General features: G+C 70.2%; 15 protein-coding genes. 4 read left to right on the top strand and 11 right to left on the bottom strand.

Annotated elements, in window-relative coordinates; translation table 11 throughout:
- Window positions 1-291: 291 nt before the first annotated feature.
- The 4 genes from AC1ROY_RS26725 to AC1ROY_RS26710 form a co-directional block, all read right to left on the bottom strand.
- Complete coding sequence (locus AC1ROY_RS26725) at window positions 292-969, bottom strand: ankyrin repeat domain-containing protein (RefSeq protein ID WP_493151966.1); 678 nt, start codon at window positions 967-969, stop codon at window positions 292-294.
- A gap of 62 nt (window positions 970-1,031) precedes the next feature.
- The gene (locus tag AC1ROY_RS26720) at window positions 1,032-1,400 is read right to left on the bottom strand and encodes a hypothetical protein (protein ID WP_493151965.1); all 369 of its coding nucleotides are present in this window, start codon (window positions 1,398-1,400) and stop codon (window positions 1,032-1,034) included.
- Window positions 1,401-1,474: 74 nt separating this feature from the next.
- Window positions 1,475-1,999, bottom strand: a complete 525-nt coding sequence (locus AC1ROY_RS26715; protein ID WP_493151964.1) for an NUDIX hydrolase — start codon at window positions 1,997-1,999, stop codon at window positions 1,475-1,477.
- 208 nt (window positions 2,000-2,207) lie between these two features.
- A complete protein-coding gene (locus AC1ROY_RS26710) occupies window positions 2,208-3,290 on the bottom strand; it encodes a TRAP transporter substrate-binding protein (protein ID WP_493151963.1) in 1,083 nt (360 codons plus the stop codon).
- Window positions 3,291-3,431: 141 nt separating this feature from the next.
- Here AC1ROY_RS26710 and AC1ROY_RS26705 point away from each other — a divergent pair, with 141 nt between their 5' ends.
- Both AC1ROY_RS26705 and AC1ROY_RS26700 read left to right on the top strand, forming a co-directional pair.
- The gene (locus AC1ROY_RS26705; protein ID WP_493151962.1) at window positions 3,432-4,346 is read left to right on the top strand and encodes a hypothetical protein; all 915 of its coding nucleotides are present in this window, start codon (window positions 3,432-3,434) and stop codon (window positions 4,344-4,346) included.
- Between the two features lie 41 nt (window positions 4,347-4,387).
- Window positions 4,388-5,503 carry a transporter substrate-binding domain-containing protein gene (locus tag AC1ROY_RS26700; protein ID WP_493151961.1) on the top strand — a complete coding sequence of 372 codons (1,116 nt, stop codon included), beginning with the start codon at window positions 4,388-4,390 and terminating at the stop codon, window positions 5,501-5,503.
- A gap of 142 nt (window positions 5,504-5,645) precedes the next feature.
- On the opposite strand, the gene hslU is transcribed toward AC1ROY_RS26700, so the two are convergent.
- Both hslU and hslV read right to left on the bottom strand, forming a co-directional pair.
- The gene (gene hslU / locus AC1ROY_RS26695; protein ID WP_493151960.1) at window positions 5,646-6,983 is read right to left on the bottom strand and encodes an ATP-dependent protease ATPase subunit HslU; all 1,338 of its coding nucleotides are present in this window, start codon (window positions 6,981-6,983) and stop codon (window positions 5,646-5,648) included.
- The gene (gene hslV, locus AC1ROY_RS26690) at window positions 6,983-7,540 is read right to left on the bottom strand and encodes an ATP-dependent protease subunit HslV (protein ID WP_493151959.1); all 558 of its coding nucleotides are present in this window, start codon (window positions 7,538-7,540) and stop codon (window positions 6,983-6,985) included. The genes hslU and hslV overlap by 1 nt, the downstream gene beginning before the upstream one ends.
- 94 nt (window positions 7,541-7,634) lie before the next feature.
- On the opposite strand from hslV, the gene AC1ROY_RS26685 reads away from it, so the two are divergent.
- Entirely contained in the window at window positions 7,635-8,984 is a 1,350-nt protein-coding gene (locus AC1ROY_RS26685) for a leucyl aminopeptidase family protein (RefSeq protein WP_493151958.1), read from the top strand.
- A 174-nt stretch (window positions 8,985-9,158) separates the two neighbouring features.
- On the top strand, window positions 9,159-9,536 hold the full coding sequence (locus AC1ROY_RS26680) for a MarR family transcriptional regulator (RefSeq protein ID WP_493151957.1): 378 nt from the start codon (window positions 9,159-9,161) through the stop codon (window positions 9,534-9,536).
- A 24-nt stretch (window positions 9,537-9,560) separates the two neighbouring features.
- On the opposite strand, the gene AC1ROY_RS26675 is transcribed toward AC1ROY_RS26680, so the two are convergent.
- From AC1ROY_RS26675 to AC1ROY_RS26655, 5 genes are read right to left on the bottom strand one after another with little or no spacing between them, the layout of a single operon-like run.
- Complete coding sequence (locus tag AC1ROY_RS26675; RefSeq protein ID WP_493151956.1) at window positions 9,561-10,493, bottom strand: 2-hydroxyacid dehydrogenase; 933 nt, start codon at window positions 10,491-10,493, stop codon at window positions 9,561-9,563.
- Window positions 10,493-10,942 carry a hypothetical protein gene (locus AC1ROY_RS26670; protein ID WP_493151955.1) on the bottom strand — a complete coding sequence of 150 codons (450 nt, stop codon included), beginning with the start codon at window positions 10,940-10,942 and terminating at the stop codon, window positions 10,493-10,495. Before AC1ROY_RS26670 ends, AC1ROY_RS26675 begins: the two co-directional genes overlap by 1 nt.
- A complete protein-coding gene (locus tag AC1ROY_RS26665; protein WP_493151954.1) occupies window positions 10,939-12,543 on the bottom strand; it encodes an ABC transporter ATP-binding protein in 1,605 nt (534 codons plus the stop codon). The genes AC1ROY_RS26670 and AC1ROY_RS26665 overlap by 4 nt, the downstream gene beginning before the upstream one ends.
- Complete coding sequence (locus AC1ROY_RS26660) at window positions 12,540-13,577, bottom strand: ABC transporter permease (RefSeq protein WP_493151953.1); 1,038 nt, start codon at window positions 13,575-13,577, stop codon at window positions 12,540-12,542. Before AC1ROY_RS26660 ends, AC1ROY_RS26665 begins: the two co-directional genes overlap by 4 nt.
- The gene (locus AC1ROY_RS26655; RefSeq protein ID WP_493151952.1) at window positions 13,574-14,302 is read right to left on the bottom strand and encodes a DUF3891 family protein; all 729 of its coding nucleotides are present in this window, start codon (window positions 14,300-14,302) and stop codon (window positions 13,574-13,576) included. The genes AC1ROY_RS26660 and AC1ROY_RS26655 overlap by 4 nt, the downstream gene beginning before the upstream one ends.
- Window positions 14,303-14,313 lie beyond the last annotated feature (11 nt).

Raw genomic sequence — 14,313 nt, 5'->3', positions numbered from 1 at the left:
CGACACCGTCAGCTGAAGCAGGTTCACCACGCCCGAGAACACACCCACCACACCAAAATACGCACGACAACGGCGGAAGGAGGTGGTGATCGGGGTCTCGCGCGGGGGGCGGGCGCTCATGGCGCAGGCCCGCCTGAAGCCGGGCCGGGGCCCGGGACAAAGCACATCATCGAAGGAGGCCTCTCGCACGTTTTGTGGATCGGAACCGACGCGGCATCTCGCCGCCCGGCCCCCACAATCTGCGTTGGAGGTCCTTACCTATCCGTTAACGCGAACGCGTTTTGTTCCGGATCAGCTCCGGCCGCGGCGAACACCGGAGGCGGCCGAAGCCGGCCGCACGGCACCGGCCGGCGTGCCGGCATCGAAGCCGAGGAAGCCGATGGACGGCTGCGGCGTGCCACCATTGGCCTGCCAGAGCTGCGGGAGCCGCCCGGCGCCGCTCGCCGTCTGCACCGCCTCCAAGGCCGGGGCCGGACGGGACCGAGCAGCGGCGGCCGCGGCAGCTGCGGCCGCGCGCTGGGCGCGCGGATCGGGCGCGGACCGCTCCGGCGGCGGTGAGCTGCCCGAGCCGCGCATCGAGAGCAGGTAGAACATGATGTCGGACCGCCCGCGATCCACCGCGGAATCCACCGCGGTCAGACCGAGCGCGTTGCGCGCGTTCACGTCGGCGCCGCGCGCCACGGCGTCGCGGACGGTCTGGATGTCGCCGCGGGCGATGCCGTCGAAGAGCGCGTCGTTCGGGTTCATGGCCGAGGGCGGCGTCTCGGCCGGGATGGGCGCCACGCCGCGCTGCGCGGCCACGCCCGGAAGGGCGGGCGCGGGTTCGCGGGGGCGCTGGTCCGGCGGCGGTCGCGCCGTGGTGCGGCCGCTGCCGAGCATGCCCTGGGCAGAAGCCGGGGGCGCGAAGGCGGGGAAGGCCGCGAGAAGGGCGAAGGCGGTGAGCGCCATCCAGGCCGTGCTGCGCATCATCAGTCTTCCTCCGAAGGTCGGCGAGGCATAGCCCATGGCGCCGGCTGGGGCGAGGGGCCTCGCTACCAGGTCATGGGCACGCTGAAGCGCGCGCCGGCTGCGGGGTTCTGCAGGAAACGCTGCTCGCGCTGGTTCACGGCGCCATCGGCCGCGGCGCCGCGGCCCGGAAGCGCTGGGTTGATGAGCGTGGGGCTGATCGTCGCGACATTCGGCGGGTCGATCTGGGCCGGCCGATATTCCAGGTCGATGTTCGGTCGCGGAGCGAGCTCGGCCTGCGGCGCGGGAGCGGGCTGACGCTGGCCGAAGCCGGAGAAGCCCGGGGTCGAGGGGATGCCGCCGTCCATGAAGGCGCGGTCCCGCGGGTCGGTGGGCCGGGGACGCGGACGGGCCGGCGCCGCGCGCGGCGCCTCGATGCGGACCTGGGTGTCCACGCCCCGTGTATCGATACCTTGGGCCGATGGCGCGGCTGCGGAGCCGAATGCGGCTGTGATCGAAACGAACAGGGTCAGAGCCCAGCGGTCCCGCGCGAATCCTGCGGCGGGTTGCCGGCTATGGTCGTTCCGCCTTCGGCCCAGGCCCGCAAGGCCCAGCGCACCGAAGGAAAGGCAAGGTCGTCCCAAGGGATATCCCCCCAAGCGAAGAACCGGACATCAAGGCTTTCCGGTCCCGGCGAAAAGCCGGGTTCAGCCAGACGCGCGCGATAGATGATCTGCACCTGACCGATTCTGGCAATGGAATAAATGGCAAGAATCCCATCCAGTTCAAGTTTGGCCCGTGCTTCTTCCCAGGCTTCGCGCCGCGTGCCCTCCTCGACCGTCTCGCCGAGTTCCATGTATCCGGCGGGGAGCGTCCAATATCCGCGGCGGGGCTCGATCGCCCGGCGGCAGAGCAGGATGCGGCCGTCCTCGGCGACGACGCTGCCGACGACGATCTTGGGATTCTCGTAGGCGATGAAGCCGCAATCGCCGCAGACGAGGCGCTCGCGATCCTCGCCCTCGGGAATCCGGCGGGTGAAGTGTTCCGGGTGCATGCGGTCAGGCTGGTCCGCGGCGTGCGATGCGACAAGTGCCGGGAGCGGGGCCGAATGCGGAAGAAGCCACGCCTTTGAAGCGTCCGGTCGCGCATGCGGCCGGCGCCGCCCAACCCGCCGCGCGACCGGGTAATTCGGCGGCTCGGCGAAGGCAAGGCGGCGGAGCCGCCGCCCGCCGTTTGAGGACGAAAGACAACCGCTGCCGGATTTATCCGGCGGCGGCGGCGAAGGCGAAGTTGTCGTAGCTGTTCTCGGCCACGCGGAACCACTGGAACAGCTCGCCGCGATAGGGACGGTAGGCGTCCCAGATGGTCTTGAAGCGGGGGTTCTGGTTCGAGAGATCCGCCATCAGCGCCTCGTTCGAGCGCCAGGCGAGCTGCAGGATCTCGCGCGAGTAGAAGCGCAGCTGCGCGCCGGCCGCGACCAGGCGGCGCAGCGCGATCGGGTTCAGGTGGTCGTAACGGCTGACCATCTCGCTGTCCGCCTCGGCGCAGGCGACGGCGAGCGCCTCCTTGTAGAGGGCGGGAAGCCCCTCATAGGCGCGCTTGTTGATCAGCATGTGCAGGCGCGCGCAGGGCTCGAAGAAGCCCGGCGCGTAGTAGTAGCGGGCGACGCGGTGGAAGCCGAGACGCTCGTCGTCATGCGGGCCCGTGAACTCGGTGGCGTCGATCGTGCCGCGCTCCAGCGCCGGGTAGATGTCGGCCGGGGCGACCAGGGTGGGGTTCGCGCCCATCCGCTTGAAGACCTCGCCGGCGAGGCCAGAGATGCGGAACTTCAGCCCCTGCACGTCCTGCTGGGTGCGGATCTCCTGGCGGAACCAGCCGCCCATCTGCGCGCCCGTGTCGCCGCAGGGGATGCCGACGCAGTTGTATTCCGCGAGCAGCGCGTCGGCGAGCTGGTTGCCGCCACCATGGCGCAGCCAGGCCGTCATCTGCCGGGTGTTGAGGCCGAAGGGCACGGCCGTGAAGAAGGCGAAGCCCGGCTCCTTGCCGATATACCAGTAGGTGGCGGTGTGGCCGCACTCGATGGTGCCGGCCTGCACCGCGTCGAGCACCTGCAGGCCCGGGACGATCTCGCCCGCCTGGAAGGCCTGGATGCGGAACTTATTCTCGGTCAGCGCGGCGACGCGGGCCGCGACCTTCTCCGCCGTGCCGAAGAGCACGTCGAGGTTGCGGGGGAAGCTCGACTGAAAGCGCCAGCGCAGCTCCGGCAGGGATTGGGCGAGGGCGGGTGCCGCAAGCGCGGCCGGAGCAGCGCCAGCGGCCGCGCCGAGGACGAGACGACGATTCATGAGCGTTTGCCTCCGGAGGATTAAGACTGAGTGACTTCGCCCATATCCCAGACCCCGGGCGGGGGAAAGGTCTAACGGCCCCTTGCCTTTGCGCCGGTTGGGAAGGTTAATGACGCATATAGGTTGCCGGAGAACGCATATATGCGCGCAGGAGTGGGTGGCGGCTGGCCAGGGCGCTGGGCCGGCTGGTTTATGTGCCTCGCCCTGCTGCTGGGCCTGGCGATGCCCGCCATGGCGCAGACCGGTAATCCGACCCACGACGCACTGCAGTCCCGCACCGACCTGGAGCGGCGGCAGGCCATGCTCCAGGCCCTGCGCGGCCAGGGCGACGCCTGCAACATTGTGATCCTCGCCTATCACGCCGGCTTCGACGCCAGCCGCACCTCCTATTGGGACATGCGCTGCGGCGACGGCTCGACCTATCGGGCGCGCCTGCCGGCCGAGCGCTTCGCCGGCGCGGCTTTCCTGCGCTGCGGCGCAGCCGCGCCGCTGCCGCAGGGCGGACCCTGCTTCCAGCCGGTGGCCGCGGCCATGGCGATGGCCACCGCCTCGGGCGGGCGCGGGGCCAGCGAGGCCGCTTGCCGCGCCACCTGCGCGACCCAGCCCGCCGCGGGCCAGAACATGTGCGTGTCGCGCTGCGTCTCGGGCCAGGGCATCGAGGTCGGCACCCAGCTTTCGGCGGCGCTTCCGGCTAACTCGCGCTTCGGCGCCATGTACTTCACGGACAATCCGGTCCCGGCCTACGGCTTCGCCAACGGCTCGCCGGACCGGCTCGAGATCAACATGCGCGCGGTCCGCGCCTGCCAGGCCATGGCCGGCCGCGTCCCCTGCAAGTTCCAGGGCGAGTTGGTGAACCAGTGCGGCGCCGTCGCCATGGCCATCAGCCGCCATCCGCGTGCGATGGTCATGACCTCCGACATCTCCACCCAGGTGCTGAACCTGGCCACCACCGGCCAGGGCGCCGACAAGGCGGCCGCCGAGGCGGCGGCCATGCAGGCCTGCCGTCGGGCTGAGGGCCCGGGCGTGCAGTGCCGCGTGGTGGCCTCCGGCTGCTGACCCCGAACATGCAAGACAAGACCCCAACAAGGATTTCCGCCATGCGACGTTCCTTCGCCGCTCGGGGCGCCGCCCTCGGCCTCGCCACCCTGGGCGTCGCCCTCGGCCTCGCCGCCGTGCCGGCCACGCCGGCCCTGGCCCAGGCGCCGCGGCCGCAGGCATCCGCGCCGGCCCGCCCGGCCGCGGGCGGCTCGACCCTGGATCAGGTGAAGGCGCGCGGGACGCTCATCTGCGGCGTGAACGGCGTGCTGCCGGGCTTCTCGGCGCCCGACCCGCAGGGGACGATGCGCGGCTTCGACGCCGACTTCTGCCGCGCCATCGCCGCCGCCGTGCTGGGCGACGCGAGCAAGGTCCGCTTCGTCAACCAGGCGACGCCGGAAGGGGGGCTCGACGCCCTCGCCAACCGGCAGGTCGACCTGCTGGTGCGCAACACCACCGCGACGATGAGCCGCGATTCCGGCCGCCCGGTGACGGCAGGTCCGGTGCTCTTCTACGACGGCATGGCCTTCCTGGTGCCGCGCACCATGGGCATCTCCAGCCCCCGCCAGCTGGGCGGGCGCACGGTCTGCTGGGCCGGTGCCGAGGGGCAGCAGGGCGGCGCGGCCGACAACCTCGACGGCTTCCAGCGGCGCCACTCCATCAACTGGACGGTGCGGCGCTTCGACAGCCAGCCGCAGGTGGTGGCCGCCATGATCAACGGCGAATGCCAGGCCTTCGCCGCCGACGGCGGCGCACTCGCCGCCCGCCGCGTGACGGACTTCCAGGATCCGAGCCGCTGGGTGGTGCTGCCCGAGATCATCTCCGCCGAGCCGCTGACGCCCTGGGTGCGGGCCGGCGACGAGCTCTGGCGGGACATGATCGTCTGGGCCGGCCAGGCGCTGATCGAGGCCGAGGCTTTCGGCGTCACCTCGCAGAACCTGACGCAGAACCTGACCCATTCGGACTGGCGGGTTCGGCGCCTGCTGGGCGTCGAATCCGACCTTGGCCGGGCCTACAGCCTGCCCAACACCTGGGCGGCGCGGATGATCGCAGCTGTCGGCAATTACGGCGAGATCTTCGAGCGCAACCTGGGCCGCGGCTCGATCATCGGCATGGACCGCGGGCTGAACGACCAATGGACGCGCGGCGGGCTGCTCTACGCCATGCCGACGCGGTAAAAAAGCGCGCAAGAGGAACCTTGCGCGCCTGCTGTCGAGAGCCATCCGGCCGCAGGTACGACCGGCGCCGCCCACTCAACCGCGGCAATGGCGGTCGAGTGGCGCGGCGAAGCCAAGCGCGCGCCCGGCGTCTGAGGGCCGGCTAAAGTATGTAGCGCGACAGGTCGGCGCTGGCCGCGAGGCTTGCGACGCGGTCCTTCACCATGGCGGCATCCACCGTCACGCTCTCGCCGCGCTTGTCGCTGGCGGAGAAGCTGATCTCCTCCAGCAGCCGCTCCAGCACCGTCGAGAGCCGCCGCGCGCCGATGTTCTCCACAGTCGCGTTGATCTCGGCGGCGAGATCGGCCAGCGCATCGACGGCCCCGGCCTCGAAGCTCAGCTCCACGCCTTCCGTGCCCATCAGCGCCGTCGCCTGCTTGAGCAGCGAGTGCTCCGGCTCGGTGAGGATCCGGCGGAAATCCTCGCGGGTCAGCGCCTTCAGCTCCACGCGGATCGGCAGGCGCCCTTGCAGCTCGGGCAGCAGGTCCGACGGCTTGGAGAGATGAAAGGCGCCGCTGGCCACGAAGAGGATGTAGTCCGTGCGCACCGGGCCGTGCCGCGTGTTGACCGTCGTGCCCTCGATGAGCGGCAGCAGGTCGCGCTGCACGCCCTCGCGGGAGACATCGCCGCCGCGCACGCCGCCCTCGCTGGAACGCGCGATCTTGTCGATCTCGTCGAGGAAGACGATGCCGTTGTTCTCGGCGTTCTGCACGGCGGCGCGGGTCAGCTGCTCCTGGTCGAGCAGCTTGTCCGCCTCCTCGCGGGTCAGCGCCTCGCGGGCCGCGGCGACGGTCATCTTCCGGGGCTTGGCGCGGCCACCGAACATCTTGCCGAACATCTCCTGCATGTTCTGCATCTGGCCGGGCGGCATGCCGGGCATGTCCATCATGCCGATGGGCGTGCCGGGCGCCTCGGTGACCTCGATCTCGATCTCCCGCGTCTCCAGCTGCCCCTCGCGGAGCATCTTGCGGAACTTCTGCTTCGTGTCGCCTTGAGCCGCCTCGCCGGTGAGCGCGGTGATCAGTCGCTCCTCGGCATGCAGCTCGGCCTTGGCCTGGACGCCCTTGCGCGCGGCCTCGCGCGTCTGGACGATCGAGGCCTCCACCAGGTCGCGCACGATGGATTCCACGTCGCGGCCGACATAGCCGACCTCGGTGAACTTCGTGGCCTCGACCTTGAGGAAGGGCGCGTTGGCGAGCTTGGCGAGCCGCCGCGCGATCTCCGTCTTGCCGCAGCCGGTGGGGCCGATCATCAGGATGTTCTTCGGCACCACCTCCTCCTGCCAGGAGTCGGGGAGCTGCTGGCGGCGCCAGCGGTTGCGCAGCGCGATGGCCACGGCGCGCTTGGCGTCGTGCTGGCCGATGATGAAGCGGTCGAGCTCGCTGACGATCTCGCGCGGGGAGAGGTTCACCGTCTCCGGTGCGGTGATGACGTCGCTCATCAGCCGAGGGTCTCCAGGATGAAGTTGCCGTTGGTGTAGACGCAGATATCCGCGGCGATCTTCATCGAGCGCTTCGCGATCTCCTCGGCGCTGATGCCGTCCACCGTCATCAGCGCGCGGGCGGCGGACAGCGCGTAGTTGCCGCCGGAGCCGATGCCGATGAGGGAGTCTTCCGGCTCCAGCACGTCGCCCTGGCCGGTGAGCAGCAGGGAGCGGTCCTTGTCGGCCACCGCCAGCAGCGCCTCGAGGCGGCGCAGGTAGCGGTCGGTGCGCCAGTCCTTCGCCAGCTCGACGCAGGCGCGCTCGAGCTGGTCGGGGAAGCGCTCGAGCTTGGCCTCGAGGCGCTCCAGCAGCGTGAAGGCGTCGGCGGTGGCGCCCGCGAAGCCGGCGATCACCTTGCCCTGGGCGATGCGCCGCACCTTGCGGGCATTGTTCTTGACCACGGTCTGGCCGATCGAAACCTGGCCATCGCCCGCCATGGCGACCTTTCCGTCGCGGCGGACGCAGAGGATCGTGGTGCCGTGCCACCCGATCATGTCGTTTGGGGATGTTTGCATGGAGGCCGATGTGGCGTGCGCGACGCCGTTCGGCAATCCGGGTTGTCCGGTTGCATGACTGGCCCCAACGTTATGCATCGGAGGAACCTTCGTCATGCTGCCCTGCCTCGTCCCTGCCGGCGCCGACGCGCTGCCGCTTCATGTCGTCACGCCCGAGGGCTGGGAGGATCTGCCGGGCGCGGGCTTCGCGAAGGCCTCAGGCTTTTCCGGCAAGCCAGGCGAGATCGCGCTGCTGCCGGGCGAAGGCGGGATCGCCGGGGTCTTGTTCGGGGCGCCGAAGACGGCGGAGGGCTACGGCGTCCTGCCCTATGGCCTGCCCGAGGGCACCAGCTGGGTGCTGAAGGGCGGCGACGCCTTCCAGGCCACGTTAGGCTGGTGCCTGGGCGCCTATCGCTACACGCGCTTCAAGGCCGGCAAGCGGGCGCCGGCGCGGCTCGTGGCGCCGGAGGGCAGCGAGGGCGCGCAGGCGCAGGCCGCCGCCATCTGGCGCGCGCGGGACCTGATCAACGCGCCGGCCAACCACCTCGGCCCGGCCGAGCTGGCGGAGGCGGTCGGCGAGGTCGCCGCGGCGCATGGCGCGCGCTTCCGGATCATCGAGGGCGACGCGCTGCGGACGGGCTTTCCCGCCGTCTATGCCGTCGGCCAGGGGAGCCCGCGGGCACCACGCGTCGCCGTGCTGGAATGGGGCGCGGAGGACGCGCCGCTGGTCGCGCTTTGCGGCAAGGGCGTGTGCTTCGACACGGGCGGGCTCGACCTCAAGCCGCCCTCGGGCATGCTGCGGATGAAGAAGGACATGGGCGGCGCCGCGGTCATGCTCGGCCTGGCCGAGGCGCTGATGGCGGCGCAGGCGCCCATCCGACTGCTGCTGCTGGTCGGCGCGGTGGAGAACAGCATCTCCGGCGAGGCTTTCCGGCCGCTGGACGTGATCCGCACGCGCAAGGGCCTCACCGTCGAGATCGGCAATACGGATGCCGAGGGCCGGCTCGTCCTGTCGGATCTGCTGACCTATGCCGGCGAGCATGGGCCGCAACTGATCCTCAACGGCTGCACGCTGACCGGCGCCGCGCGCGTGGCGCTGGGGCCGGACCTTCCCGCGCTGTTCTGCAACGATGATGCTCTGGCGGGTGCCCTGCTGGCCGGTGGGCTGGAGGCGGGCGATCCGCTCTGGCGCCTTCCATTGCACGATGGTTATGCGGGTTGGCTCGACAGCGGGGTCGCGGACCTCAACAACGTCTCCACGCGGCCGATGGCCGGCGCCATCGTCGCGGCCCTGTTCATGAAGCGCTTCGTGCCCGAGGGAATCCCTTGGGGACACCTCGATCTCTATGCCTGGAACGATGCCAACCGGCCCGGCCGCCCCGAGGGCGGCGAGGCGACCGGCCTGCGCGCGGCGCTGGCGGGAATCGGCAGGTTCCTCGGATTTCCGGAAAAGCCATCTCCGTAACGATTTGTCTGGTCACTACGGCAAAATGAAATTCTTGCAATTCGTTGCCGTTCTGAGCCTATATATGGGCCTCGCTTCCCAGATTTTGGGACATTTCAACGTCGTGTTTCGGGCTCGGACCGTTCCGGGCTCCGAAGTGGCCTCCGGTCCACGGCGCGAAGAAGGAAAGGTGCCATGACTGTCCAGATCAACCCGGACCAGCTCGTCGGGATCCTGCGGGACACGACGGTGGCGCTGGTCCGCCGCGACGGACCCGACCTCTCCGCCCGCCAGCTGGGCGTGTTCCTGACGGTCTATCTGAGCCCCGGGCCGCACACGGTGCGCGGGCTGGCGCTGGACCTCAACGTGTCGAAACCGGCGATCACCCGCGCGCTGGACCGGCTGGGCGAGCTGGACCTCGCGCGCCGCAAGGTGGACCCGATGGACCGGCGCAGCGTGCTCGTGCAGCGGACGCTGAAGGGCGCGATCTTCCTCCGCGAGCTGCGGCAGACGATGTCGGAGGCGGAGGGGATCATTTCGCCTCAGGTGCAGCAGGAAGAATTCGCCGCCTGAGAAGGGCCGCGGCTCCGCCCCGCGTCAGTACCCCGCGGAAAAGTCCACGAGGTTGATCAGCTCGCGCCCCTCGCGTGCCCGGCGCAGATTCTCCACCACCTGCGGTGCGGCGCTCGACGGGATCGTGATCGCTGAGGCGTGCGGCCAGACCAGCACGCGCGGATGCCTCCAGAAGGGATGCTCCGCCGGCAGCGGTTCCGGCTCGAAGACGTCGAGCGCCGCCGCCGCGATTTGGCCCGAATCCAGCGCCGCCAGCAGATCCTCGGCCACCACGTGCCCACCGCGCGCCGAGTTGATCACGAAGGCTCCGGGCGGCAGCAGCGCCAGCGTGCGTGCATTGATCACGCCGCGCGTCTGCGGCGTCAGCGGCAGGAGGCAGCAGAGGATGTTCGTCTGGCGCAGCATGGCATCCAGCCCGTCCGCGCCGTGGAAGCCCTGCACGCCCTCGACCTCGCGCGGCGTGCGCGTCCAGCCGGAGACCGGGAAGCCGAAGGACAGCAGCGCGCGTGCCGAGGCGGCGCCCAGCTCACCGAGGCCGAGAATGCCGATGCGGCGCTTCGCCGTGTCCGGCGCGGGCAGCTCGTTCCACACGCGCTCGGCCTGCTGCGCGCGGTATTCCAGGTCCTGCCGGTGGAAGCGCAGCACGTTCAGCACGACGAACTCCGTCATGCCGGTGGTGAGGCGATGGTCCTTCAGCCGCGCCACCGGAATGCCCGGCGGCGGCCCGGGCGGCCGCAGCAGGTGGTCCACGCCGGCGCCCATGGAGACGATGAGCTTCAGGTTCGGATAGCGCCGCAGCTCCGCCATGTCGTGCTGGTTCCAGCAGACGGCGGCCTCGATGTCGGCGGGGTCGCCGGCCTCGGGAAAGAGGCGGATCTCCAGCGAGGGATCCTCGGCCAGCAGCGCGTCCCGCCAGTCGTTCATGGCGGAGGTCTTGGTGCAGAGCAGGATGGCCATCAGAAGATTCCGTGGAGGGAGCGGACGAAGGCGCGCCAGTCGTCGCGGCGCGTGGCGGCGCGCTCGGTGCCGTCGGGCAGCTTGGCGTAGAGGCTCAGCATGCCGCGCGCCCACATCTGGTCGAAGTTGGCGTCGCTCTCCAGCACATAGGCGGAGGAGCGCAGGAAGACCGCCTCGCGGATCTGCGGCAGGATCTTCCACACCCACCAGGTGCAGCCCACCGCCAGGATCACGGCGCCGACATAGAAGTGGATCAGCGCTGTGGCGGCGAAGGAGCTGACGAGGATCGCCGCGGCCGGCACCACGTTCTCGGAGGTGCGGTACACCGGGCTGCCGGGCGAGTTCATCTTCCGGATGTGGATGCCGAGCTTCACGTGCTCCTGATCCATCAGCTCCTGCAGCTTCTGGCGTTCCTGGCCGGACCAGGGATGGTCTTCCGTTTCGCTCAACTGTGGCCGTGCCCCTCGGCCGCGCGCAGCTCGAAGGCGGCGGCCATCAGGGCGCGCGTATAGGGCTCGCGGGGGTTTTGGGTAAGGGCCTCCGCCTCGCCGGATTCGACGATCCGGCCGTTCTTCATGACGATGATGCGATGCGCCATGGCGCGCACCACGCGCAGGTCGTGGCTGATGAAGAGATAGGCCAGCCGATGGCGCTCCTGCAGGCCGCGCAGCAGCTCCACCACCTGGGCCTGCACGCTGACGTCGAGCGCGCTGGTCGGCTCGTCCAGCACCACGAGGCGCGGTTTCAGCACCAACGCGCGCGCAATGGCGATGCGCTGGCGCTGGCCGCCGGAGAATTCATGCGGGTAGCGCTCGGCCATGGCCGGATCGAGGCCGACCTCCTCCAGCGCCTGCCCGACACGGATCGCGCGGCCCGCGGCATTGAGGCCGGGTTCGTGGACGGTCAGGCCCTCGCCCACGATCTCGCCGGCGTTCATGCGCGGCGAGAGCGAGCCGTAAGGGTCCTGGAAGACGATCTGCATCCGCGCGCGCAGTGGCCGGAGCTCGCCCCGCGTGAGGCCCTGGATGTTGCGGCCCTCGAAGCGGATGACGCCCTCGCTGCCCTCCATGCGGATGAGGGCGAGGCCAAGCGTGGTCTTGCCGCTGCCGCTCTCGCCAACGAGGCCGAGCGTCTCGCCCTCGCGCACCGAGACGTCCACCCCGTCCACCGCCTTCACCACGGCGACGGTGCGGCGCAGAAAGCCCTTGCGGATGGGAAAGTGGACGCGGACCTGGTCGCCCTCCATCACCTCGAGCGCATCATCAGCGACGGGGGCGGGGCGGCCGCGCGGCTCGGTGGCGAGCAGCATGCGCGTGTAGGGATGCTTGGGGTCGGCGAAGACGGTCTCGACCGTGCCCTGCTCCACCACGGCGCCATCCTTCATCACGACGACGCGATCGGCATGGCGGCGGACGATCTGCAGGTCGTGGGTGATGAGCAGCATGGCCATGCCGAGCCGCTTCTTGAGGTCGGCCAGGAGCTCCAGGATCTGCGCCTGGATGGTGACGTCGAGCGCGGTGGTCGGCTCGTCGGCGATGAGCAGCTTGGGCTCGTTGGCCAGCGCGGCGCCGATCATCACGCGCTGCCGCTGCCCGCCGGAGAGCTGGTGCGGATAGGCGGCCAGGCGCTCCTCCGCATTGGGCAGGCCGGCGCGGATCAGCGTGTCGATGACGGCCTTCCGCAGCACGGCGCCGCGCAGCGGACGGTGGAGCGTGATGGCCTCGCCGACCTGGCGCCCGATGCTATGCAGCGGGTTGAGCGAGGTCATGGGCTCCTGGAAGACCATGCCGGCCGTGCCGCCGCGCAGGCGGCGGAGCTCGCCGTCGCCGGCCTTCAGCACGTCCACGCCATCGAGGATGATGCGGCCCTCGGGGTTGGAGCCCGTGTTGGCGAGGAGCTGCAGGATGGAAAGCGCGGTGACGGACTTTCCCGAGCCGCTCTCGCCGACCAGGGCGACGACCTCGCCCGGGTCGACGTGGAAGCTGACCCCCTGCACCACGCGCTGTCCGCGGAAGGCGACCGAGAGATTCTGGACTTCGAGCAAGCTCATCTGCCGCCTCCGGGGAGCTTGCGTGGATCGAAGGCGTCGCGCACGGCTTCGCCGACGAAGATCAGCAGGGTCAGCACCCCGCCCAGCACGGCGAAGCCGGTGAAGGCCAGCCACGGCGCCTGGAGGTTGTTCTTCCCCTGGCTCAGCAGCTCGCCCAGCGAGGGCGAGCCGGGCGGCAGGCCGAAGCCCAGGAAGTCGAGGGTGGAGAGCACCGTCACCGAGCCCGAGAGGATGAAGGGCAGGAAGGTCAGCGTCGCCACCATGGCATTGGGCAGGATGTGCTGGAACATCAGCCGCCCGTCTCCGACGCCGAGCGCCCGGGCCGCGCGCACGTAGTCGAGGTTGCGGCCGCGCAAAAACTCGGCGCGCACAACGCCGACGAGGCCCATCCAGGAGAAGAGCAGCAGGAAGAGCAGCAGGGTCCAGAAGCTCGGCTCGATGACGCTGCTCAGGATGATGAGCAGGAAGAGCTGCGGCATCCCCGACCAGATCTCGATGAAGCGCTGGAAGAGCAGGTCCGTCCAGCCGCCGTAATAGCCCTGCACGGCCCCGGCCGCGACGCCGATGATCGAGGCGAAGAAGGTCAGCGTGAAGCCGAAGAGCACGGAGATGCGGAAGCCGTAGATCACGCGCGCCATCACGTCGCGCGCCTGGTCGTCGGTGCCCAGGACGTTCTGCCAGCTGGGGGGCGAGGGCGCGGGGACGGTCAGCCCGGTCACCACCGTCGCGTAGCTGTAGCGGATGGGCGGCCAGACCACCCAGCCGCGCTGCTCGACCTCGCGCATGAATTCCGGGTCGTGCCAGTCGACCTGGGTGGGGAGGCCGTCGGGAACGATGTCGCTCTCCGCGTATTCGACGAGGACAGGGAAGCGCCAGTGCCCATCCACCTTCGCGACGAGCGGGCGGTCATTGGCCAGCAGCTCCGCGAAGAGGGTGAGGACGAAGAGGATCGTGAAGAGAATCAGCGAGACGTAGCCGCGTTTGTTGGCGCGGAAATTCGCCATGCGGCGGCGGTTCAGCGGCGAGAGCTTCATGCCGGCGTCAGCCGGAATCGCAAGGGGATGCGCGGAGCCTCGGCGAGGCCGGACCGCATCTCCCCGCTGTCGGAATAGCGGGGCTTGAGGCGCAGCGCCTCCGTCTCCAGCGTGATCTCCGGCACCGAAAGCGGCCAGGGATCGAGTGTCGCCTCGAAGGGCGAGGAGCGCTTCAGCTTCGTCCCGCCGCAGTCGAAGGGGTCGCGGCCCCAGCAGAGACCGAGCGCGATCGCGTCCACCAGGGCCAGCTTCCTCGCGTTGGCGGCGACCTGCGCCTCCGTGACGCCGAGCCGTTCCGCGAGCGACGCGCTCCACGCCTTCTCGCGATCGATGTAGCCCTGCATGGCGATCAGGCTTTCGTCGCCGGGCGCCATGCGCTGGTGCTCGATGCCCAGGCGATAGATGAAGGAGCCGTGCCGCAGGATCAGCAGGCCGGGCCACAGCCCCCAGCTCGCCAAGGCGAGGCGCACGCCGGATTCCCACATCGGCACGTGCTGCGCGCCGGAGAGCGCGTTGAAGGCGAAGGGCAGGCCGGTGCTCGCGTCGAACTCCGGATCGGCCTCCCAGCGCATCCAGCCGCAGTCATGCTGCGCGGCTGCGGTGACGACGGGCTCGAGGGGATCGGGCGGATCGGCCAGCACGCGCATGAGCTGGCCGGAGAGGACCGCATGGGCGGGCTGCGGGGTCGCGAGGACCGAGCCGTCTTCCTGCTTCCACAGGATCATTTCGCGTCCCG

Source organism: Roseococcus sp. GW821-FHT12F05 (genome assembly GCF_058806835.1).
Note: the sequence above shows the minus strand (reverse complement) of the source record. Positions and strands in the feature narration are given on the sequence as shown.

Excerpts from the sequence above, each read along its gene's own strand:
- AC1ROY_RS26725 (WP_493151966.1), bottom strand. The coding sequence starts at position 969 with ATGATGCGCAGCACGGCCTGGATGGCGCTCACCGCCTTCGCCCTTCTC.
- AC1ROY_RS26715 (WP_493151964.1), bottom strand. The coding sequence starts at position 1,999 with ATGCACCCGGAACACTTCACCCGCCGGATTCCCGAGGGCGAGGATCGC.
- AC1ROY_RS26710 (WP_493151963.1), bottom strand. The coding sequence starts at position 3,290 with ATGAATCGTCGTCTCGTCCTCGGCGCGGCCGCTGGCGCTGCTCCGGCC.
- AC1ROY_RS26705 (WP_493151962.1), top strand. The coding sequence starts at position 3,432 with ATGCGCGCAGGAGTGGGTGGCGGCTGGCCAGGGCGCTGGGCCGGCTGG.
- AC1ROY_RS26700 (WP_493151961.1), top strand. The coding sequence starts at position 4,388 with ATGCGACGTTCCTTCGCCGCTCGGGGCGCCGCCCTCGGCCTCGCCACC.
- hslU (WP_493151960.1), bottom strand. The coding sequence starts at position 6,983 with ATGAGCGACGTCATCACCGCACCGGAGACGGTGAACCTCTCCCCGCGC.
- hslV (WP_493151959.1), bottom strand. The coding sequence starts at position 7,540 with ATGCAAACATCCCCAAACGACATGATCGGGTGGCACGGCACCACGATC.
- AC1ROY_RS26685 (WP_493151958.1), top strand. The coding sequence starts at position 7,635 with ATGCTGCCCTGCCTCGTCCCTGCCGGCGCCGACGCGCTGCCGCTTCAT.
- AC1ROY_RS26680 (WP_493151957.1), top strand. The coding sequence starts at position 9,159 with ATGACTGTCCAGATCAACCCGGACCAGCTCGTCGGGATCCTGCGGGAC.
- AC1ROY_RS26675 (WP_493151956.1), bottom strand. The coding sequence starts at position 10,493 with ATGGCCATCCTGCTCTGCACCAAGACCTCCGCCATGAACGACTGGCGG.
- AC1ROY_RS26665 (WP_493151954.1), bottom strand. The coding sequence starts at position 12,543 with ATGAGCTTGCTCGAAGTCCAGAATCTCTCGGTCGCCTTCCGCGGACAG.
- AC1ROY_RS26660 (WP_493151953.1), bottom strand. The coding sequence starts at position 13,577 with ATGAAGCTCTCGCCGCTGAACCGCCGCCGCATGGCGAATTTCCGCGCC.
- AC1ROY_RS26655 (WP_493151952.1), bottom strand. The coding sequence starts at position 14,302 with ATGATCCTGTGGAAGCAGGAAGACGGCTCGGTCCTCGCGACCCCGCAG.